Source organism: Corynebacterium amycolatum, assembly GCF_016889425.1.
GTDB classification, from domain to species: domain Bacteria; phylum Actinomycetota; class Actinomycetes; order Mycobacteriales; family Mycobacteriaceae; genus Corynebacterium; species Corynebacterium amycolatum.
In genome coordinates, this window is sequence record NZ_CP069513.1 from 86072 (window position 1) to 107565 (window position 21494).

General features: G+C 59.2%; 20 protein-coding genes. 4 read left to right on the forward strand and 16 right to left on the reverse strand.

Going from position 1 to position 21494, the window contains the following annotated elements; genetic code table 11:
• Nucleotides 1–69 precede the first annotated feature (69 nt).
• The 3 genes from I6J19_RS00410 to I6J19_RS00420 all read right to left on the reverse strand — a co-directional run bounded on the left by I6J19_RS00410 (nucleotide 70) and on the right by I6J19_RS00420 (nucleotide 3028).
• Nucleotides 70–1086 carry a hypothetical protein gene (locus I6J19_RS00410; RefSeq protein ID WP_038627894.1) on the reverse strand — a complete coding sequence of 339 codons (1017 nt, stop codon included), beginning with the start codon at nucleotides 1084–1086 and terminating at the stop codon, nucleotides 70–72.
• 38 nt (nucleotides 1087–1124) lie between these two features.
• Nucleotides 1125–2504, reverse strand: coding sequence for a phosphomannomutase/phosphoglucomutase (locus I6J19_RS00415; RefSeq protein ID WP_081914004.1), 1380 nt, complete (start codon nucleotides 2502–2504; stop codon nucleotides 1125–1127).
• 116 nt (nucleotides 2505–2620) lie between these two features.
• A complete protein-coding gene (locus I6J19_RS00420) occupies nucleotides 2621–3028 on the reverse strand; it encodes a DUF3499 domain-containing protein (protein ID WP_005509890.1) in 408 nt (135 codons plus the stop codon).
• A 172-nt stretch (nucleotides 3029–3200) separates the two neighbouring features.
• On the opposite strand from I6J19_RS00420, the gene I6J19_RS00425 reads away from it, so the two are divergent.
• The gene (locus I6J19_RS00425; RefSeq protein ID WP_070628649.1) at nucleotides 3201–3683 is read left to right on the forward strand and encodes a metallopeptidase family protein; all 483 of its coding nucleotides are present in this window, start codon (nucleotides 3201–3203) and stop codon (nucleotides 3681–3683) included.
• Nucleotides 3684–3806: 123 nt separating this feature from the next.
• Here the strand turns inward: I6J19_RS00425 and I6J19_RS00430 are convergent, their stop codons facing one another.
• From I6J19_RS00430 to rfbD, 4 genes are all read right to left on the reverse strand, one after another.
• Nucleotides 3807–4175, reverse strand: coding sequence for a WhiB family transcriptional regulator (locus I6J19_RS00430; RefSeq protein ID WP_005510060.1), 369 nt, complete (start codon nucleotides 4173–4175; stop codon nucleotides 3807–3809).
• 320 nt (nucleotides 4176–4495) lie between these two features.
• On the reverse strand, nucleotides 4496–5653 hold the full coding sequence (manB, locus tag I6J19_RS00435) for a mannose-1-phosphate guanylyltransferase (protein ID WP_038627889.1): 1158 nt from the start codon (nucleotides 5651–5653) through the stop codon (nucleotides 4496–4498).
• 41 nt (nucleotides 5654–5694) lie between these two features.
• Nucleotides 5695–6618, reverse strand: coding sequence for a glycosyltransferase family 2 protein (locus I6J19_RS00440; protein ID WP_049182273.1), 924 nt, complete (start codon nucleotides 6616–6618; stop codon nucleotides 5695–5697).
• 11 nt (nucleotides 6619–6629) lie between these two features.
• Complete coding sequence (gene rfbD / locus I6J19_RS00445; RefSeq protein WP_038627887.1) at nucleotides 6630–7604, reverse strand: dTDP-4-dehydrorhamnose reductase; 975 nt, start codon at nucleotides 7602–7604, stop codon at nucleotides 6630–6632.
• Nucleotides 7605–7772: 168 nt separating this feature from the next.
• Here rfbD and I6J19_RS00450 point away from each other — a divergent pair, with 168 nt between their 5' ends.
• Entirely contained in the window at nucleotides 7773–9407 is a 1635-nt protein-coding gene (locus tag I6J19_RS00450; protein ID WP_371199666.1) for an LCP family protein, read from the forward strand.
• On the opposite strand, the gene I6J19_RS00455 is transcribed toward I6J19_RS00450, so the two are convergent.
• Nucleotides 9404–9664, reverse strand: coding sequence for a HypC/HybG/HupF family hydrogenase formation chaperone (locus I6J19_RS00455; protein ID WP_038627884.1), 261 nt, complete (start codon nucleotides 9662–9664; stop codon nucleotides 9404–9406). The genes I6J19_RS00450 and I6J19_RS00455 overlap by 4 nt on opposite strands.
• 4 nt (nucleotides 9665–9668) lie before the next feature.
• Nucleotides 9669–11024 carry a nickel-dependent hydrogenase large subunit gene (locus I6J19_RS00460; RefSeq protein ID WP_038627881.1) on the reverse strand — a complete coding sequence of 452 codons (1356 nt, stop codon included), beginning with the start codon at nucleotides 11022–11024 and terminating at the stop codon, nucleotides 9669–9671.
• A gap of 40 nt (nucleotides 11025–11064) precedes the next feature.
• Between I6J19_RS00460 and I6J19_RS00465 the strand changes: the two genes are divergently transcribed.
• Nucleotides 11065–11424 (forward strand): hydrogenase maturation nickel metallochaperone HypA/HybF, encoded by a 360-nt coding sequence (locus I6J19_RS00465; RefSeq protein ID WP_187271236.1) that lies wholly within the window; start codon nucleotides 11065–11067, stop codon nucleotides 11422–11424.
• Here I6J19_RS00465 and I6J19_RS00470 read toward each other — a convergent pair.
• The 6 genes from I6J19_RS00470 to I6J19_RS00495 all read right to left on the reverse strand — a co-directional run bounded on the left by I6J19_RS00470 (nucleotide 11421) and on the right by I6J19_RS00495 (nucleotide 17882).
• Complete coding sequence (locus tag I6J19_RS00470) at nucleotides 11421–12005, reverse strand: hydrogenase maturation protease (protein ID WP_038629417.1); 585 nt, start codon at nucleotides 12003–12005, stop codon at nucleotides 11421–11423. The two genes, I6J19_RS00465 and I6J19_RS00470, sit on opposite strands and share 4 nt — an antisense overlap.
• Nucleotides 12006–12066: 61 nt before the next feature.
• Nucleotides 12067–13335: a Ni/Fe-hydrogenase, b-type cytochrome subunit gene (gene cybH, locus I6J19_RS00475; RefSeq protein WP_052155583.1), complete on the reverse strand. Its 1269-nt coding sequence runs from the start codon at nucleotides 13333–13335 to the stop codon at nucleotides 12067–12069.
• Nucleotides 13332–15080, reverse strand: a complete 1749-nt coding sequence (locus I6J19_RS00480) for a nickel-dependent hydrogenase large subunit (protein WP_038627878.1) — start codon at nucleotides 15078–15080, stop codon at nucleotides 13332–13334. The genes cybH and I6J19_RS00480 overlap by 4 nt, the downstream gene beginning before the upstream one ends.
• Before the next feature lie 11 nt (nucleotides 15081–15091).
• The gene (locus tag I6J19_RS00485) at nucleotides 15092–16330 is read right to left on the reverse strand and encodes a hydrogenase small subunit (RefSeq protein ID WP_038627876.1); all 1239 of its coding nucleotides are present in this window, start codon (nucleotides 16328–16330) and stop codon (nucleotides 15092–15094) included.
• 333 nt (nucleotides 16331–16663) lie between these two features.
• A complete protein-coding gene (gene hypB / locus I6J19_RS00490; RefSeq protein WP_038627874.1) occupies nucleotides 16664–17470 on the reverse strand; it encodes a hydrogenase nickel incorporation protein HypB in 807 nt (268 codons plus the stop codon).
• A gap of 16 nt (nucleotides 17471–17486) precedes the next feature.
• Nucleotides 17487–17882 carry a hydrogenase maturation nickel metallochaperone HypA gene (locus I6J19_RS00495; RefSeq protein ID WP_049182279.1) on the reverse strand — a complete coding sequence of 132 codons (396 nt, stop codon included), beginning with the start codon at nucleotides 17880–17882 and terminating at the stop codon, nucleotides 17487–17489.
• Here I6J19_RS00495 and hypF point away from each other — a divergent pair.
• Nucleotides 17881–20271 carry a carbamoyltransferase HypF gene (gene hypF / locus I6J19_RS00500; RefSeq protein ID WP_052155582.1) on the forward strand — a complete coding sequence of 797 codons (2391 nt, stop codon included), beginning with the start codon at nucleotides 17881–17883 and terminating at the stop codon, nucleotides 20269–20271. The genes I6J19_RS00495 and hypF overlap by 2 nt on opposite strands.
• Here the strand turns inward: hypF and hypE are convergent.
• Nucleotides 20268–21410 (reverse strand): hydrogenase expression/formation protein HypE, encoded by a 1143-nt coding sequence (hypE, locus tag I6J19_RS00505; RefSeq protein WP_052155581.1) that lies wholly within the window; start codon nucleotides 21408–21410, stop codon nucleotides 20268–20270. The two genes, hypF and hypE, sit on opposite strands and share 4 nt — an antisense overlap.
• Nucleotides 21411–21494 lie beyond the last annotated feature (84 nt).

The following is a 21494-nucleotide window of genomic DNA, read 5'->3' on the forward strand; positions in this document are numbered from 1 at the left end:
AATAGTCACTTCTGGCGCAAGCACGCCAATCTCACCGAAGGCCCAAAAGCCTTCGGTGACACCCGGCGATTACGCAGAAAACGCCGCAATCGCACCAACTCTGGCTGCAGCAACACATACTTCAACCAATGGATGATGAGTCTCCGCATCGAGCGCAGGGCACTCCACACGAGCCCATCCAACCTCGCCGTAGTGGTCCCGGTAGTGGCCCACATTGTTCGGCGCAGCTAAAACAATCGCCCCCAACGGTAGCACTGTCGCCCCTTCATCCCCACCATCAATGAACGGGTCATAGAAAATATCACGGCTTTCCTGGGGCTCTGCAGCGAGCAACGCGCCCACACTAAGAGACAATTCGCTTATCGACGACGCTGCCGAGACCACGCCTGCCTCAAGCATCTGTAACGATGCCAGTTCCGCTACCGGTGCCAGCGCCGAGGTCGTCGACACTCCAAGCATTCTGCGGCCTGCCACCCACTGCGCTACCTGCCGCGCGGGATTAACTGTTTCATCTCGCTGCGGAGCACAGGCGGCAATATCGGCGTCCACCGCATCAGCGACTTCCTCCACGACCCCGGCCGGAGCCAGGGTGGTGGCACCACATTCGGTGAGCGCGCTGGCGATGGCACCGACATAGGCGGTAAAGGACGCGGACTCCGCCATCGCCGGGCGCGGAACCACAACCGTATCGGGGCTACCGGCGGCACGCAGTGGCCCTTCACCGGGATCCACCACGACCGTGGCAGCACCTCGCCTATCAGCTTCAGCCAGAGCTGCCCCCAGTGGGCTGCCGGGGTTGTCGTCACAGACGATGACCAAGTCGAGGGCACCGACATAACTGGGCAACTGATGCGCAATTACCACCGGGCAGCGGATGTCGTCGGCAAGCGCGCGCACGGATTCGGCAGCGAGCTGCGCCCGACGATTTCCCACGAGGATGACCGCACTGCGCGGCAGTGGAAGTTGAGCAAACGCACCCCCGCGAGTCGCGGAAGCAGCAGCTCTGAGACCTGCACCGGCAGTGGCCATACGGTAGAACAGGGCCTCTTGGCGCGGGTTATGGGAGGAGTCGAATGACGAGGTCATACTCCCAAGCATGCCTGAAAACGGGCGCGTGGGGTTGATTAACCGCGGATGATGCCGAGAACTTCGTCGACAAGAGCGTCGACCTCAGCACGCGTCGGAGCCTCGACGTTCAGACGCAGCAGCGGCTCCGTATTGGAGGCCCGGACGTTGAACCACGCCTTGGAGTCCGCCAGCTCAATGGTCAGGCCATCCATCCAGTCCGAGGACTCCGTGCGATCGGCAAACGCGGCCTCGATTTCCTTCTGCTTGGCCTGCTGCTCCTCGGCGCTGCCCAGGCGGGAATTAATCTCACCGGAGGCCTCGTAGCGGTTGTACTCGGCCATGAATTCACTCAGCGGCTTGTTCTGCTCGGCCAGTGCGGCCAGGACATGCATGGCAGCCAGCATGCCGGAGTCTGCGTTGAAGAATTCCTTGAAGTAGTAGTGCGCTGAATGCTCGCCACCAAAAACAGCACTGTGCTCGGCCATTTGCGCCTTAATAAAGGAGTGCCCAACACGGGTACGAACCGGAGTTCCGCCGTTTTCCACAATCATCTCCGGCACGACGTGCGAGGTGATCAGGTTATGGATGATAGCCGCACCCGGGTTCTGCTCCAGGTAGCGGGTGGCCACCAACGCACAGATGGCCGATGGGCTGACCGGGTTGCCCTTCTCGTCGACGACGAAGCAGCGGTCAGCGTCGCCATCGAAGGCAATACCGATGTCTGCGCCCTGCTCCACCGTAAACTTCTGTAGGTCAACGAGGTTGGCGGGCTCCAATGGATTGGCCTCGTGATTCGGGAAGTTGCCGTCGAGCTCAAAGTAGAGGTCAGCAACATCCATGTCTTCTCCGAGCACTGCCGGAACTGTCAGTCCCCCCATACCGTTACCGGCATCGACTGCAACCTTCAGGCGACGGCCGGAGCGGATGTCGACCAGCCCATGGAGGAACGCCGCGTAATCCTGCAGAACATCCTCACGATCAATTTCGCCCGGAGTGCCGGTGTACTCCGGGATTCCGTCGACAAGCAGATCCTTAATCTGAGCAAGCCCTGTCTCCTGCCCGATTGGGCGGGCCAGCGAACGGCACATCTTGATGCCGTTGTATTCAGCTGGGTTGTGGCTGGCAGTGAACATCGCGCCCGGGCATTCCCTTACTCCGGAGGCGAAATACAGCTCGTCCGTAGAGGTCAGGCCGAGCAGGGTGACATTGAGCCCCTGCGCTGCCGCGCCATCGGCGAAACTAGCCGCCAACTCCGGCGAGGACTCACGCATATCGTGACCAACTACGGCACGCGTTGCGCCCTCTGAACGCATGATGTGCCCAAAGGCGGCGCCGATGGCTCCGACAAGGTCCGCGTCGATGCCCTCACCGACAACACCGCGCACGTCATAGGCCTTGATGACGGCATCCAAATCGGAACGATTGTAAGTGCCCACGAAAAACCTCTCTGGGTAAGTATCAGTGTTGTGAAAAATGATACTAGCCACAGAGAGGCTCTCACAAAGAAATGCCGCGGCAAGATGGCATGAGCTGGGGCACGGCGCCCGCCCCGTTAGTCGTCCGAATCCTCCGGATCGCGAACTACATGCAGGTGACCGCGCGCGGATTTCCGCGTCGACGGGTGACGGCTGGAATCAATCTTGTAGGTCTGCGGACGGTTGTCGACCTCATCCCGCAACACCAGGCCAGTCGCGTTGCGGCCAGCTTCACGGACGGCTTCCGCCAATGCGGTCAAATCATCATCGTCCTGGGCGGGCGTCGGCACGTCGTAACGCACGAGCTCCCAACCCAGCGGTGCGGTGATGGAACGCGCGTGCTTCTCACAGAGATCCCAGCTATGCGGTTCGGACGCGGCGGCGAGCGGACCCACCACAGCCGTCGACTCCGCGTAGGCATACGTCAACGTAGCTACGGCAGGTTTGCCACAGCCGGGCCGGCAACAACGTCTAAAAACACTCACGGCATCAAAGTCTAGACCCTAACTTTAAGTTTCGATAGTTTTTCTCCCACTCCGGGCGTTTTCGCTTTCCGACGCTCCCCCGGAGCACCCCAGCCTTACCCAGCAAACCCGCGACATGGCCGAAAGTTGACCTCACCCACGTTGACAGGCCGACCGATTATGCTCAACAAATATGAATTCATCGGCTTATACTCCGCGCTCGTTGCGACGCTCACTGCGACGCGGTCGCGGACCTCGGGGGCCTCTGCTGCCGCCGGAAGTACCTCGTTGGAAGAGCCGTTCAGAAGCTTTTGACCAGGCGGTTATTGACGCCTATGCCCCATTGGATCAGCGCTGGTCCCGACAACTGTCGCACCTGGACATCGCCATCGATACGATTCCTCGCATGCAGTTGCGCCCGGACATGTACTTCCCGGAAGAGGTTGTCGCTGACGGACCTGTCCCACTGGGACGGCTTATCCCTGCTGGCATTGACCGCATAGGCAACCCCACCCGCCCCTGCGTAGTAGTGTTCCGCCGCCCCATTGAGCGCCGTGTGTCGGGCCGAGTGGAACTGGACCGGATGCTGCAATATGTACTGACCCGCCTGGTGGCGGTATATCTGGGTATTGATCCGGTTGAGGTGGACCCTAGTTTCGACGAAAACTTCCTGTAGAAAGCTCTCTTCTAAGGAGCTCCCTAGAGAGCAGAAAAACCCGTTCAACGAAAAATCCCCCAGGGTATTACCCAAGGGGAAACTGCGAGGTCGAGAGAAGGATAAAAACCGACCCCAGCCTTCCTAGCCAATCTGCCGCTTCAAACGGCGGCGCTCACGCTCAGAGAGGCCACCCCAAATACCGAAGCGCTCATCATGCTCGAGAGCAAACTCCAGGCATTCATCTCGCACACCACAAGCACGACAAATACGCTTTGCTTCGCGAGTGGATCCACCCTTCTCAGGGAAGAAAGCTTCTGGATCAGTCTGGGCACACAGAGCCTGCTCCTGCCAGTCCTGATCGACGGCTTCAAACAACCCCGAAAGGTCATCTGCCCACTCTGTCAACGGCCGAGGCTGGTTTTCAGAGGAGCTATCGTTCACAGCGATGTCACCCGCATTCGTCTCACTATCCACAGCAGAGCCGCCATCAAACATGCTGGACTTTTCCATGCCGAGGGCCTCCTGATGGTTGTTGCTGCGGGTCTTTAAATTGGGCTTAGTGTGCGAAACACACATTTGTGATTACACACGTGTAACCCACCATCGGTCAAGCCGAATAGAGAATTTGCCCCAATACTTTTCATTGCCCCTGAAGCCCCTCCCCCCGCGTTGGGGATTAAGTTCAGGTTGAAGGATGGTGCCTGAACCCTAAACCTGCCACCTGAACTCAACCACATTCACCACATGCCTCTCACCAGCAACTTTGGCGATACTCCGGCAATTCTAATCAGATATTGCCGACAAAAGTCTGACACGCCGAAGGCTGCAGACTAGACATCCGTCGAAAAACGTACTCCGTGATCGGGGATCCGGACGCCCGGCCACACACGGATACCGTTGATCAATTCACAGCGCGCACCAACGACGGCACCCTCGCCGATAATGGCATCACTGATGACCGTCCGCGGGCCAATATCGGCGCCATCGGCAATCACAGAGCGCTCAATCACAGCACCGGCACCGATGCGTGCGCCGTCGAAGATCACCGATTGATCAATCCGAGCTCCCGCACCAATCTCCGCCCCACGGCCGACGACAGAGCCACCGTAGAGAAGAGCGCCGCCACCGACCGACGCAGATTCGTCGACAAGCGCTTCGCCGTGCTTACCCTCTAGAAGTGGTGACGGCGCGATACCGCGGACCAAATCGGAGGAGCCGCGGACGAAGTCACCCGGAGTCCCCATGTCACGCCAGTAGGCGTAATCAACGTGACCGTAGACGTTCATACCGCGGTCGAGCAGCGCTGGGAAGATTTCACGCTCAACGCTAATAGGACGACCAGCCGGAATCGATTCGATAATCTCGCGGCGGAACACGTAGATACCGGCATTAATCTGATCGGTTGGCGGATCCTGGGTCTTCTCCAGAAACTCCAGGACGCGCCCATCCTCATCGGTCGGAACACAGCCGAACGCGCGTGGATCCGGCACACGTACGAGGTGCATCGTGACGTCCGCGTCCTTCTCCGCGTGAGTACCCAACACCGCGCGCAAGTCGGTGCCGCCGAGGACATCGCCGTTGAAAATCATCGCGGTGTCATAGCGCAGCTTGTCGAGGACGTTTCGGATACCGCCACCGGTCCCCAGCGGCTCAGCCTCAAAGACATATTCAATTTCGAGACCCAAATCCGAACCGTCGCCGAAGTGTTCTTCAAATACTTCAGCACGGTAGGAGGTGCCCAATATCACGTGCTTCATACCTGCTGCACGAATGCGGCCAAGCAGATGCTCCAGGAATGGATGTCCTGCCGTGGGCAGCATCGGCTTCGGCGTATTCACAGTAAGGGGACGCAAACGCGTACCTTGCCCGCCGACCAGAATGACAGCGTCAGTCTGTTCAGCCAACGTGGCTCCCGCCTGCTGTGCAGCATCCGCTCCCGGCTGGAAAGCGGAGCCATGCCCAGCACTCGGACGAACTTCGGTAGTCATGAAATCGGTAACTTTCTTCGATGGATCATTCCAACAGTCAATTAATTCCTACGCTTTTTGACCGCGATTATGACTTTGCCACGCAGGAACAGCCCCAAACGCAATGCCAGTCGCACAGGTGCCAACGCCGGCCCCGGCAGGCGATCTGACATAAAGCGGTAGGCCGACTCGTGATGGGCCTTTACGGTAATTTCTGGGTGCTTACTGGCAGAATGCCCCTGCGCGTGACGAATCTCTGCACGAGGACAGAAAATATTCCTCCAACCAGCCTTGCCCAGTCGGTCGCCCAAATCCACGTCCTCCATGTACATGAAGTAGCGGGTATCAAAGCCATCAATCTGGTCGAACGCATCCCATCGCAGCAGCAGGCATGCGCCCGACAACCAGCCGGCCGGTCGCTCGCGATCCATATCCGCGTCATCCCGGTAGCGCCGTGAGAAAGGGTTAGTAGGCCAGATATCGGCGAGCAGCGCGTGTCCGATACCACTGACAAGCTCAGGAACCGCGCGTGCCGACGGGTACACGCTGCCATCCGCCTCGCGAATCAGCGGACCAATAGCTCCGGCTTTGGGATTGCGCTGCGCGCATTCCAACAGAACATCGATTGCGCCAGGGGCAAACACCACGTCAGGGTTGACCAGCATGACGTAATCAGGATTAATCTCACCGGCACGGCGAGCCCGTCCCAGCTCCGCAATGCCACGGTTGGCGGCCGCGCCATAGCCAATGTTGCCGCCGGTGCGCAGAAGCTGAACATCCGCTCCGGTCTCCTTGGCCCGAGCTTCTTCCTTCTCCACGGAACCATCCGTCGAGCCGTTGTCGGCCATGATCAGACGCGTGGAGGCACTGGCGGCGGGGCCCAGCGAATCCACCAGCTTGCTCAGGTGCTCACCGGGCGAAAAGGTCACGGTGACCACACCGAGCGGAAGCTGTGAGGATTGCGGGGAATTCGAGGTTGCATTCACAAACCTAGACCCTAGGTCAGGACTGCACGCAAAGTGTCCTGCCACTCCGGAAGCGAATGTAGACCTACCTCACTCCATGCGGAACCATCCAACACGGACCAGGCCGGACGCACGGCCGGACGAGGGAACTCACTGCTGGTACACGCCACCACACGCTGTGGATCGTGACCGGTGAGCCGAAACACTTCGCGAGCCACCTCGAACCATGTTGACTCACCGCTGCCCGTGACATGGAAGGTGCCGGTCGGTGCGCTGCTCGGTTTGGACAACACGCGATCGGACAACTCCCAGATAGCTCCGGCGAGGTCACCAACAAAGGTGGGGTTGCCGTGCTGATCGTCAACGACCTTAATAATTGCCGGATTGCCCTTGTCATCAGTCGCCGTCTCCGCCAGACGCATCATCGTGGAGACGAAGTCCTTGGCCTCTGGCTGTGTGGGCCCCGACCAGACCCACGCCGTACGCAAAATAGCGGAACGCGCGCCCGAATCACGCACATTGTTCTCCCCCACTAACTTGGTACGTCCGTACATAGTCTGAGGCGCGGTGAAATCATCAACTCGCAGCGCTCGGCGCTGCCCCGTCATCTCATCGATTGCTACATCACCGAAGACATAGTCGGTGGAGATATGAATGAGATACGCGTCTTCCTTTTTCGCCCGAGCCGCCAAGTACTTCGGTCCGAGTGCATTGATTAGATGTGCCGAACCGGGATCGGATTCTGCACCATCGACATCGGTCGCCGCTGCCGCGTTAATGATGATGTCGACGTCGTCAAGCAGAGGCGATGTCTCCACAGCATCCGAATCAGTGATATCCAACTGTGCCCGAGTGAGAGGGCGCACCTCAACATCGGCGGCGAAAGAATCACGCTGAAGCGCAGTACCCAGCTGTCCAGCCGCACCAGTTATGGCAATAATGGGACGCCGCGAGTTGCTGTGGGTTGGTCCATGAGTGGCGAAATGCGAGACTGATATTTCAGACATATTCTTCTTTATCACTATCGTAGATACGATTGACACTGTGTTGAGGTGTAACCGGATACGGATTGACACTGTGTTGAGGTGCAACCGCACACGGTTGGACGGCTAAGGTTTATGTAGTTTCCGCAGCTGCTTACTGCCCTCCACGATGTGTGGAATGCCCACGCAGACATGCAGCACAAATTATATTTTCGAAAACGGTTTAAGAGGAGCCCCGGTTTGAGCAGCCACACGCCACGCGCGCGTCACGCACGCGATATTCAAGCGCCACCGTCCTCTGCAGAGAGTACCGCCCAAGCTTGGCCGCCGATGCTGCGCAATGCGCTTGTACTGCTCTCGGCCATTATCCTGGTTATTTCCGCAGTTGGCTGGTGGACACTCGGTAGGACCACCGACAACTTGGGTTCGGGTGGCGACTTCGGCCTGGGCAGTGAGAAGGACGGTGCAACCGATATTCTGCTCGTCGGCTCAGACTCCCGCACCGATGCCCAGGGCAACCCGCTGACTCCGGAAGAAATTGAGCTTCTGCGTGCCGGCGACGAAGAAGCCACGAATACAGACACGATTATTGTGATTCGTGTTCCTGCCGATGGCTCTTCCGCGACGGCGATTTCCATTCCGCGCGATACCTATGTCCACACCAATCGCCTAGGCAACACAAAGATTAATGGTGTCTACGGCAATACAAAGCAGATGGTGGAAGAGGAACTCGCAGGAAGCGGGGCTTCGCCGGATGAGATTGAGCGTCGCTCGACTGAGGCCGGACGTAGAGCTCTGATTGAAACCATTAGCGACCTCAGCGGTATCACCGTTGACCACTACGCAGAAGTTGGCCTGCTCGGCTTTGTCCTGCTCACCGATGCCATCGGTGGTGTCGATGTATGTCTGAATGAGGCTGTTTACGACGAGTTCTCTGGTGCGGACTTCCCGGCGGGCTCACAGACGTTGATGGGTGCCGACGCGCTCTCATTCGTCCGCCAGCGCCACGGTCTGCCCCGCGGTGACCTCGACCGAATTACTCGCCAGCAGGTCTTCATGGCCTCGTTCACCAATAAGCTGCTCGGCGCTGGCACACTGTCCAATCCCGCGAAGCTGTCTGAACTGGGCAACGCTGTCCAGCGCTCGGTGGTGCTCGACGACAACTGGGATGTCACCGGATTTGCTACCCAGATGCAGGGCCTCAGTGGTGGCAACGTGAAGTTTGAAACGATCCCGGTGACCTCGATTGACGGTGTCGGCGACTATGGCGAGTCGGTGGTCACAATCGATAAGGGCCAAGTCCACCAGTACTTCGAGACCCTGCTGGGCACCAAGGAAGAAGAAGCTCCGACGAAGGAAGAAGACGATAAGAAGGCTGACCCCAACGCGGCTGAAACTACAGTCAGCGTTTACAACGCCACAGGCATTGAAGGTTTGGCCAGCGGCGTCTCAGGTTTCTTAACGGAAAAGGGCTACACCCAGGGAGAGGTCGGCAACGCTGAGTTCGCCGGCGTTGCCTCCAGCCAGATCAATGCGGCTGACCCAGAGGATCCGGCAGCTCAGGCCATTTCTGAAGCACTCGGTGGCGTACCGATTGTCCACGATCCATACCTCGATCCGCACCACATCTCAGTGACGATTGCCGGTGACTACGACGGCCCAGGATTGACATCAGAGGGAATGGACACTGATTCGGGCGAGAGTGCCGAACCCGCACCTGACGTCGAAGATGGTTCCAATGGCGACATCATCGGCCAAGAGGGCGGCGAAATTCCGCAGGAAGATCGCCCCGCTATCGACGCCGCTGGCGTGACCTGCGTGAACTAGGTCCGTCTCTTCGGGGAGACCTCAGCGACATGTTCGATGAGGTTATATTCCTCAATTGCGGCTAAGGAGTCCTTGGCCTCCTGTTCGTCCAGCACGTTCATGATGAACCCGTTCTGGACGAACACCCAATCACCTACCACCAGCTCAGGCACGTACATTGCCGAGCATTGCCGCTTCTGCCCCGCCATATCCACCATCGCCATCGGCAGTGGACCATCGGCGATTGCCAAAACCTTGGCAGGAATTCCAAGACACATCGTGTTACTTCGTCCTCTCCACTACGGTCGGGGCATCCGCCGAACTACGGCTATCCGTTGTCATATTGTCCGCAGGTGCACCGGCATGTTCCTGCATCTTGAATGTCATCACTCCCGCAGGTGCCGAGCTACACGGTAAGCACGGATCAGCGGCCCAGATGGACTTCTCGACCCCCGCAGTCTCCCCGCCACCGCACATCTGCGCGGTGAGCATACGCGTCAGCCAGAGTTCATTCTGCGCAGTTGGCGTCATAATCTGACAATCCGTGATGATGCCGTCAGCCCCTGCCGTATAGCGATGTACTAACAGCCCACGCGGACCGTCAATAATCCCGACACCACTGCGATGCCCTTCAAAGTCAGCGCTCTCAATCGCTGTCGCGGCATTCGGATCGCACACATGCTCGCCGAGCAGTTCCCCGTCGGCAAGCACCCGCCTCGCCCAAGCCGCGGTGTCGGCGAGAAGCTGGCGTTGGGCGTCGCGTGGGCTCACCCCACGCTTATCGACGACAACCTGCCTGGAGACCGGCCCCACCCGGTAGAAATCGGCCCGATGACCTTCACAGCCATGTTTGCCCAGCTGCTTCGAGGCATCAAACACCGGTCTGGGAGCGGCATCGCCCGGACGGGATTCACGAACACGTGTGGGCCAATCAGCAGCCGGGAAAATCTCCGCCGCGGTATCGGTGTCATGCCGCGCGACTGCCAGGTAATTTCCCAGCGGCGCAAGCTCACCGTCGGCATCGACAACTGCCACATCGAGGCCGTCAAAAGTATCTGTCCAAGCATCAGGAGCATCGGGAGTGGGAAGAAGCTCCACTTCCTTGATTACCGCCGTCTCAGCCAGTACCTCCAGAGCAGTTTCTGCCTCAGAAACCAGCGTCTTATCCACTGTCGCGCGCACACCGCCGGGGACGGCGACATCCGGGAAGTGCGACGGTGCCCCCGCTGCACGCATCAGAGCTTTTCCGGCACGCTTCATTGCCCGCGCCCCCTCGCGGTCGACGGCCACAAATTTGGTCGCTAGATTATCCAAGGTCGACCCGGCCGCCAGCAGCTCTCGAATCAACTGTGCGGTTCGAGGAATGTCGGAGATCCCGTAGAGGTCCTCTACCGCCCGCACGCCTGCAAGATGATGCACAACCGGGCACAGGCCACACAGCCTCTTGGTGATATCTGGTACAGCCAGCGCCTGCTTGCCCACGAGCATCCCGTCGATACGCGGTAGCCCTGAAAGGTCGAAGGCCACCTGTGTGATGGCGCCGTTGTCATCGCGATAGACATCCAGTCGTGCCTCGAATGGGTCAACAAGCTCATCGAGCTGGATGTGCTGGGTAACCGGAACGGATTTGGATGACATGGTCCGCCTGCGCCTCCTTTGCGCTGAGTGCTTCGCCATAATGGTATCTGTGCATGAGCTTGGATTGTTGACCAGCGTGGTGGAAAAGATTGCCGAGGTCTGCCCGGGACGCACCGTGACAAAGGTGTCAATGCGTGTGGGCGACCGCTCCGGAGTCGTCTACGATTCCCTCATCGCCGCGTGGCCCGTGGCCAGTGCCGCGACGCAGTGTGAGGGCGCCGAGTTAGACGCCGAGCTCATTGTGTCGACGGTCTACTGTCCCACCTGCGAGGCCGAGCATGAAATCGATGAATTCTATGCTCTAACCTGCCCCGTCTGCGGCACTCCAACTGCGGATCTACGGCACGGTCGCGAGTTTGAAATCTCCAGTATTGAGGTCAACGCTGAGGGCGAGAGTTAGACGCCGCTGTCGTGCTCGTCGGCAAGCCAGCTGTCGATGAGCTCGCGCGCAACCTCAGTCGCTTCCTCAATGCCGACAAGTGCCGTGTCACTGAGCCCCACCACCATGTCAGCCGACTCGTAGACCACTCCCACCACACCGACGCGCGCAGGCTCCTGCCCCAACAGGCGCGCCGCGGTGAGCAAATCCAACAAGCCGACCTGGTGCGCGGACAGCTTTGCCGCCAATAGTCGAGGAATCTGGTCACCGACGAGCTTAACGACGGTACCGGGATCCCCCGGACCAGCGAGAGCATCGAGCAACAATAAGTTCTTGGCCTCCTGCACGATGGGCAGCAACTCCATACCGCAGGTGCCGCCATCGATGTAGGCAACCGCACCCGTCCATTCGTCCCCCCGCCCGGCGATGTTCGCAGGATCATCGAGATTAGAGGGCGACCAGACCAAATGCGCAGAATCTCCGGCCTGAGTTGTCTGCCTCATGCCTGCAGATTCCAGTTCCGGGGCGAGGCGCCTCAGCAGTTCGAGACCAATGCCGTCGTCGCCCATGACGGGGTTGCCGATGCCAAGAACCGTCACCAACGGGGTTCCAGTATCGGCGCCGGTGGCTGCGTCAGACGTCTTATCGTTACCCAATGATCTCCTATCCAATGCGTGGAGAGTCAACCGGTTGCGTGCCGCGCGGTAGCCAGACAGAGCCACCAATCATCGAGGACAGACCACCGTGGTTGTGCACCGCATCGGAGCGGATGACCAGGTAGACGTGAATGATGGCGAAGAGCCAAATCAGGTACATGATGATTGTGTGAATCAGGCGGAAGTAACCGATGCCAATCCAGTGCGTGGGCATAGCCAACAGCTGGAAGAACCAGTTGGACTGATCCATCATCGCATATAGCGACAAACCTGTGAGCATCTGGATGAAACACATCGCGTAAATACCGGTGTATGCCAGCTGCTGCAGCGGATTGTGCGCGAAGTAGAACGGCCCTTCCTTGCGCAGGAAGAGGTAGTACTGCATCGTGTGCCAGAGGTCTTTAACATCCTGCTTGTTATAAATCGGCCATAGCGCACGCCATCGTGTTTGTCGGTCGTGGGTAACAAACAACAGAATGGCACGCCACAATCCCACCGCAATCCATAGGAATCCGGCTAAGAAGTGCGCGAAACGCACATACCCCATCGCAAAACCCGCGGCCGTGCCGTCATAGGTGCGCTCGGTCAAATAGGGCTGCATGATGTACCAGCCAGTAAAGGTCATCACCAACATCAGCGCCAGGTTCAACCAATGTTGAACGCGCAGCGCCCATCCCCACAGGTGAACCTCGACCCACGAACCGGAACCCTTCTTGTTCTCCGCAATGGCCTCGTCGAGTTTCCGCAGCCCCATTGCCACGAATCCTTCGAAGATGAACTCTCCGATGATATTTCCGTCTTTGTCAATGGGCGCGAGAGCGACCCCCATGCTGCGATGACCGCGGCCATGGTGCATGTTCGCGTTACGACGAAGTAGAACACCTTCCTCGCGGGACATCGTGGATGCCTCTACGACTGAGTCCAGTTCACCACGCATGATTGCCACATCGACCGTTTGATCGGCGATATTGAGACCGTGCACCTTAGCGATGGAGTAACGGCGATCCGGTGTTGCCGGATCGTACGAATCCGGGGTCAATTTCATCAGTGGCGTGCCGTCGAGGTGGAAAAGATCGTCACGACGACGACGCAAGCTGACCTTCAGCGCAAGGTCGACAGGATCGCGGGACTCGTCCGGGACAATTGCTGCGGCCTGAATGACCTCAGATGGCGACAACCAGTGGCTGGTGTGTGCGTCAATAACCGCAATAACCAGGGGGTTGCCCTTGGAATCCTTTAGTCGCAGTTCCGGATTTTCACTCACTGAGGGGGTCATGCCGTCGTCACCTTAAACATCTCCTGACCAGACGGATCCAAAACATGGACTGCGCAGGCCATACATGGGTCGAAGGAATGAATCGTGCGAAGTGGCTCAAGCGGCTGCTCAGGATCGACCAGCGGATGCGTGCCATCGCCAGCCAGCGCGTGCTCGTACGGGCCAAGCTGCCCCTTGGGGTCACGGCCACCGGCCAGCCACGTGGTAGGAACCACGGCTTGGTAGTTGGTCACCTTGCCATTTTCGATTTTGACCCAGTGGCTGAGCATGCCACGAGCGACCTCGAGAAAGCCCACGCCCTGGCACTTTTCCGGCCACGAGGACGGCTCCCAACGGCTGTTGTCGAAGACATCAATATCGCCGTTCTTCAAGGCCTCAACGAACTCTGGGAAAATGTGATCTGCCAAGTAATTGGCGGTAGTCACAGATTCCACGGCACGAGCGTAGGTGCGTCCCGCAGTGGAGTTCATCTGCTCAATGCGTAGGTCGAGCTTGTCCATAACCTCGTCGACCAGGCGCACCGTCTCCGACTCCTTCTGCAGGTACGCCAACAGCACACGTGCAACCGGGCCGACTTGAACAGCGCGACCGTCGTAACGCGGCGCTTTCGACCAGGTGTACTTTTCATTGTCGGACAGCCACTCGTACGGCGGTTTCGGTCCGGTGTAGTTCACTGTGGTTTCACCGTCGTACGGCTTGAGGCCGACATCGTCGCCTGCTTCCTGCGTGTACCAGGCGGAGTTAATGAATTCCTCGATCTTCTCCGGCTGGAATGGGTGGAGCTTGGTGTAATCACCGTCGAGAATGACACCGGGCTTGATGTTTGGATGCACGGTCTGGACACGGGACTTAGCCGGGTCGCCGGAGTAAGTGGCACCGGCCATGCCGACCGCCAGGAAGCTGTCGGAGGAGCGACCGATGTCGAAGTAATCCTTGTAAACGCTCATAATGGCGACTGCATCTGGGTAGAAGCAGTCATTGACGAACTCCACGATCTCATCGATCCAGGACTTGATCTGGTCAATGCCGACTTGGTTGACCGTCTCCGAGCGTTCCGGGTCTATGGAGCACGCCATACCTCCGACCAGGAAGTTCGGGTGGGGATTCTTACCGCCAAATACGGTGTTAATGCGGATGATAGAGCGCTGGAAAGCCAAGGCGTCGAGGTAGTGCGACACTGCCATCAGGTTGGCCTCGGGCGGCAAGCGGTAGTCCTCATGCCCCCAGTAGCCGCCGGTGAAGATGGACAGCTGGCCGGAGTCCACAATGCCCTGCACGGTGTCCTTGACTCGGGCGAAGGTTTCTTCGTTATTGCCCTTCCACGTCGAGCCGATCGACTGCGCGAACTCAACGGTCTTCTTCGGATCTGCCTCGAGAGCCTTCGTGACATCAATCCAGTCCAACCCGTGAAGATGGTAGAAGTGCACGACGTGGTCGTGAATCTCCTGCGAGCCAATCACCAGGTCGCGAATACGACGTGCCTGCGGGGGCGGTGTCGAGCCAATGGCATCTTCGACCGCAGCAATAGATGCCACCGAGTGAGTACCCGTGCACACACCACAGATACGACCAACGAACGCCCAGACATCGCGAGGATCGCGGTTTTTCACAATGGTTTCGATGCCGCGGAACTGAGTGGTCTCACTCCACGCGGTTTTAATCTGGTCTCCCTCGCGTTCCAGCTCAATGCGAAGGTGTCCCTCGATTCGGGTAATCGGGTCAATTACAACTTTTTCCGTAGCCATGTCCTATGCCCTTAGTTGTCCTTCGAATCGGATGCTGTCTCACTCTGCGTGCCCGGTGAGTTTGAAGGAAGGTCGACCATCGGAGGCTTTCGGCCTTCCACACCACCAAACGCAGCCAACACCTTTTCTTCGCCGTTGGAGCGCCTTATCTTCAGTTCCTTCACCAATGTAAGTCCGCCATGGACTGCGGTACCCGCAGCAGTAGCAGCCAGCAGTCCAACGCCGACCTTGTTCACACTGGACTCCACCCCAATACCCGGGATACCCGGCAGCTTGTCATAGAACGGAGTGAACTGGTCGAAGAAGTCCTTCTCAGTACAGCCAATACATGGGTGACCAGCACCGATTGGCCAGCCAGACTTAAGGTTCCACTGCACGATTGGGCATGGGCTAAACGTGGATGGCCCCTTACAGCCGACCTCGTAAAGGCACCAGCCGTTGCGTGCACCCTCGTCATCGAAGGTTTTCACGAACTGACCGGCATCATAATGTGCGCGGCGCGGACAGGAGTCGTGAATACGCTGGTCGTAGGCAAACTTTGGCCGCCCCTCAGCGTCAACCTCCGGAGTCTTGCCATAAGTGAGCACGTACGTCAGAGTGGCGGTAATAACCTCACCAATCGGCGGACAACCAGAGACATTAATCACCGGCTTGTCCTTGATAATCTCATCGACGCCCTTAGCGCCGGTCGGATTCGGCTTAGCGGCCTGAACAGAACCCCAGACAGCACAGGCACCAACGGCCAGGATTGCCGTGGCCTTCTCAGCAGCCTCGAGCAGCACTTGTTCTGCCGACTTACCGCCGATGGTGCAATACGCACCGTGCTCGCCGGTCGGGATCGAGCCATTGACCACCAGAATGTGGTCCTCGGCATTCATGTCATCCAAAGCCTTTTCGGCCGCGTGCCCGGACGGCGCCATGAGCAGCTCGTTATAGTCCATCGAAACTAAGTTCAGCACCACGTCTTCAGCAGTAGTGCCTCCGGAACGCAATACGGATTCCATACATCCGGTGCACTCCTGCAATTGCAACCAAGCCACCTTCGGCTTCTTTACAGCTGAGAGCTTGTCTGCGATTTCCTCCGCCGAGGGAGTCAGCGACTGCGCCGCGGCCTCACCGACATTCGGAGTTCCCGCGGCAAAAATTGCCGCCATGGTGCCACAAAACTTCATGAAACTGCGCCGTGAGACACCAGCTCTAGCGAGGTTGTCGCCGAGGGTGCCTTCCTGCCAATTCGCGCCACTAATCATTTTTTCGCTGCGCCTTCTGCTTAGTTATTAGGAATATTGGTTTCGAGGTTTTACAACTACCCAGGCCCATTGCCTATACATGGCCAAGTATAGCGACCTAAGAACAACCTGAATAATGGCGCTGCGCTGCGGTTATAACAAAATAATATGCAAGATAACTGTTGCGTAAATATAGCTCCAGGTACAGGGAATGAACGTGAAAAACCGCCGCAGATTACAGCGGGATATCACCTATCCCCCACTAAGGTGGAGCGAAACGAGGGGGTGGCGGGACCGTCGTCAAGCATGCCGTAATGCCCCCCCATTGCTTCACGACGCCCCCCCGGCGCGCGCTTAATCAACCAGCGCAGGGTTGACCCAACGGAGCCATTCGTCGATGCCCTCCCCGGTCTTAGCGGAGACCTCAATCACCTTCACCCCTGGATTGACCTTTTCCAGGTTGGCGCGGAAGAGCTCCATGTCGAAGTCAAGGTACGGGGCAAGATCCATCTTGTTGATAACCACTACCTGCACAGAGCGGAACATCACCGGATACTTGACCGGCTTATCCTCACCTTCAGTAATGGAGTAGACCATTGCCTTGCGAGTCTCACCGACCTCAAACTCAGCCGGACAGACGAGGTTTCCCACATTTTCAATCATGACCAGGTCAAGCGTGTCCAGATTCAGCCCCTCGAGCGCGCGGGAGACCATGGGAGCATCCAAGTGGCATTCGCCACCGAATCCGTTGCCCGTGTTCAGCAGCGAAATCTGTGCCCCGTAGCCCTCCAGGCGATCGGCATCGAGGGCCGTCTCAATATCGCCCTCGATAATGCCGACGCGCAGCTTGCCCTGCGCAGCCACCAGTGTCTTCTCCAACAGCGCGGTCTTGCCTGAACCCGGGGAGCTCATCAGGTTGATGGCCTCAACACCATGTTCGGCAAGCAACTCGCGATTATGCTCCGCGCGGTGGTCGTTCTCGCTGAAGATGTCCTCGAGGATGGTCACGCGTTCCACACCAGTTTCATAACCCGAGTGGTCGCCGTGGCTGGTGTCATTGGGGTCGGCGAGATGAACGTGGTCATGGCCGTGGTGGTGGTCATGGTCATGATGATGGTGGTGGTGTGCGTCATCGCCGTCGTGCCGGTGGAAACGTCCCATGATTAAACCGTCTTTCCTACTTGTGCGCGTCGACGTCGATGTCGACGATTGTGAACTCTTCCCCCGAGATTACGCGTCCGGGCTTTCCGCACGTGGGGCACAGCAGACCGTCGAGTGGCCCGACCTGTTCGCGATGGCCGTGCGCGCATTCGACAACGGCAGGTACCCAGTCAATCTCCAATTTCGCGTGCCCCAAACCGGTATCGCGACTGACGAAATCCCACGCGTATGAAAGGGTTTCTGGAACAACCTGACGCAGAGCGCCTATCCGCAGGTGCACAGTGCGTACATTCCGCCCCTCGGCTGCTCTCGTGACAACCTTCGCCAACTGCATGCTCAACGCTACTTCGTGCACAATCTCCAAAGTAGCAGTGCGAACGGACCCGAGTCGCTTACGTAAAGTTGAACGCATGGAAAAGGCAGGCACGACCGGGGCGGGGATGGGCACGGGCATTCAACGCATTCGCTGGCGTATCGAAGGAATCGTCCAGGGGGTCGGATTCCGCCCTTTTGTGGCCACCATCGCCCGGCGCGCGGGTCTCGTCGGCTTCTGCGGCAATGATGAGCAGGGCGTATTCATCGAGGTAGAAGGCACGTCGGACGCCCTCGCGGCCTTCCGCAGCCAGCTTTTCACCGAACTGCCGGCGCTTGCCCGCATCATCAATCACTCCGCCGAGCACATCGCTGCGCTGGGCCATGAGCGCGAGTTCACCATCGTGTCCTCTCGCCACAGCTACCCCGGCCGCGCGCTGCTTCCGCCCGACACCGCACTGTGCCCGGACTGCCGCCGTGAGTTTTTCGACCCTACCAACCCGCGCTACCTCTACCCTTTCATTTCCTGCACCAACTGCGGGCCGCGTCTGTCCATCATCACTGAACTGCCCTACGACCGCCCGCGCACCACTATGGCGGCCTTTCCGATGTGCACCCCGTGTGAGCGCGAATACACCGACCCCACCGACCGCCGCTATCACGCCCAGCCAATCAGCTGTTTCGACTGCGGACCGCATCTGAGCTGGCACGATGCAGGCGGCACCACCACCGCTACCTCCCGCGAGGAGGTTCTCGCACTCTTTCGTCGCGCACACGCGCTGCTTGACGACGGCGCCTTGCTCGCCGTCAAAGGTATTGGTGGTTTTCACCTGGTCTGCGATGCCGCCAATGGCGCTGCCTGCGAGAAACTACGGATGCGCAAGCGTCGACCCGACAAACCGCTGGCGGTAATGGCTCCCACTGTTGACACCGCTGCCCAACTGGTTGAGTTAACTGAGCAGGAGAAGCGTTTCCTCGACTCCCCTGAGGCACCGATTGTGATCGCGCCGAAGCAGCGGTCGGGGCCGCTTTCCGATCTCATCGCCCCTGGCCTCGACAGCTTCGGCATTATGCTTCCATACTCAGGCATTCACCTGTTGCTTTGCGATCGCCCGCTCGTGGTCACCAGCGGCAACCTCAGTGGCGAGCCCGTGTGCACCGACAATGCCGACGCGCTGAAGAAGCTCGGTCACATCGCCGACGCTTTCATCCTCCACGACCGCGAAATCCACGTCCCCGTTGAAGATTCGGTTTTCATCGGCACCGCCCCATCGCGCCGGTCCCGTGGCTTCGCTCCCATCCCCGTTTCAATCACGGCCACCGATTCTCGTAGCCACACGGGCACTAGCACCGGCACCAGCGCCCGTAGTACGTCGCAACCCACCATTTTCGCGACTGGCGGGGAGCTGAAGAACACTTTCGCGATCGCGCATGGGGACCTCGTTCACGTCTCCGCACACATTGGTGACATGGGTTCGTGGGCCAGTCAGAAGGCCTACCAGAAAGCAGTTGATCAGCTCCTTTCCATGCGTGACGCGACCCCGGATTTTGTCGTCTGCGACCTTCACCCGGACTACGCCACTACCGCCTTCGCCGAACGCTTCGCTGCCGAGCACGACATCGAACTGCTCTCGGTTCAACACCACTTCGCCCACGCGCTCTCCCTACTCGCCGAACACCGCCTCCTTTCCCCCAGTGCCGGTCGCGCAGTCGTCGCTACCCTCGACGGCACTGGCTATGGCACTGATGGTTCCATCTGGGGCGGCGAGATCCTCACGCTCAGTCGCAGTTCCGCAAACTGGGAACGCACCTGGCACTGCCCCTCTTTCCCATTGGTAGGCGGCGATCGTGCAGTCACGCATCCGTGGCGGCTAGCCCTCGGTCTCGCGCACGAGTGGGAGCTTGACGACGACCGTCTCTTGCGCAACCTCTCCAACGAACACGAAGTAGCGCTGGTTAAAAGCCAGCTGGCGACGGGAATTGGCACCGTGCAAACTTCGTCTCTAGGCCGCATATTCGATGCCGCCGCAGCTCTGCTGCTGCCTCGCTGGCGCGGTGGCGCGGCCATCAGCTACGAGGCGCAAGCGGCCATGGAGTTGGAGGCAGTGGCGACTCGCTACGTGAGGTCACATGCGGAAGCGCTCGGAGCGATCAGTTCAGAGACGAAGCCGGTGCCCCTCCAGGACGTCATCCCGGAGGCGGCAGCATCGCCTGACGCTGAGCAGGCCGCATTCTTGTTTCACAGTGGGGTTGCGGGCGTCGTCGGCAAGCGACTGGTGCAGGCGGCGGAGGAAGCTGGAACCGATGTTGTCGGTGTCAGCGGGGGTTGCGCGAATAATGCGCTGTTAATGGAGTTGCTACGGCGCGAAGTTGCAGCTGAGGGCTTTACTCTGTTGCAGCATCAAATCGTGCCGCCGGGCGATGGCGGCTTGAGTCTTGGCCAGGCGGTGGCCGGTCGCCTGCTGGCGGCAACCGGCATGGATGTCTAGCAGATGCGCGGCAGCGGGTCGCCGACCAACATGTCCACCATGCGGGTGCCACCGAATCCGGTGACCAGCACCACGGAAGCGGCGGGATCGTCCTCGATGGAGCCGATATCACGAGCCTCGGAAGCCCCGGCTGCGTGGAGCGCACTGAGCGCTGCCTCGGATTGCTCAGCCGGGACAACGGCGACGAAGGTGCCTTCATTGGCGACGTAGAGCGGATCGATGCCGAGCATGTCACAGGCGCCACGGGTCATTTCACGGACTGCAATGGATTCGTCGTCAAGCACGACACCAAAACCGGTGCCACGGGCGAGCTCGTTGGCGACCGTGCCGAGGCCGCCGCGGGTGGCATCGCGCATCCAGCGAGTGCCGGGTGCAGCTTCAAGTAGCGCTTCGACCAGACCGTTGACTGCGCGGGTATCGGTCTCGATAGGCGCGGCCAGAGCCAAGTCGCCGCGGGCGAGCATGACGGCCATGCCGTGATCGGCGATTGGACCGGAGACGAGGATGCGGTCTCCGGCCTCGATGTTTGTGTAGACAGATCCTTCCGTAGCGGCACCTGCGTAGTCGCCGCGGACCACGCCCACCCCGGCCGTGGTGATGTAGACCTGGTCACCTGCGCCCTTCGGCACAACCTTGGTGTCGCCGGCGACGATGCTCACCCCTGCGGCATCGGCAGCGGTGCGCATACTCGCCACGATGCGACGGAGAGTCGCGATCTCCAGCCCCTCTTCCAGGATGAACGATGCGGTCAGCGCCAGCGGCCTGGCTCCGGCTACCGCCAGATCGTTGATCGTGCCGTTGACGGCCAAATCGCCGATGTTGCCGCCCGGGAACTCGATGGGATTGACCACGTAGGAGTCAGTGGACATTGCCAAACGCGCCCCGCCATGTGCAGAAGCTGTCGCAGCCTTGACGACGGCATCGGCAGCGAAGAGCCCGGAGTCGCCACCCTGCCCTAAAATTTCATTGCCATAGGCATCGAAAAAGACCTGTTCAACCAGAGCTGCGGATGCCTTTCCGCCGGAGCCGTGTTGCAGGGTGACGTAGTCGTCGAGAAGCCTGAACGGACGTGCCCGAACGCGACCAATATTGGTGTTTACCTTGGCTTCGTTGGTGTTCAGACGATTCTTCGGCTGCATGCTCACTATCCCTAACTTCACAGCTGCTGGCGGACAAAACTGCTTGCGTCACTCGTCCTTCGAAAACGAGGCTCGCTGCTCCTG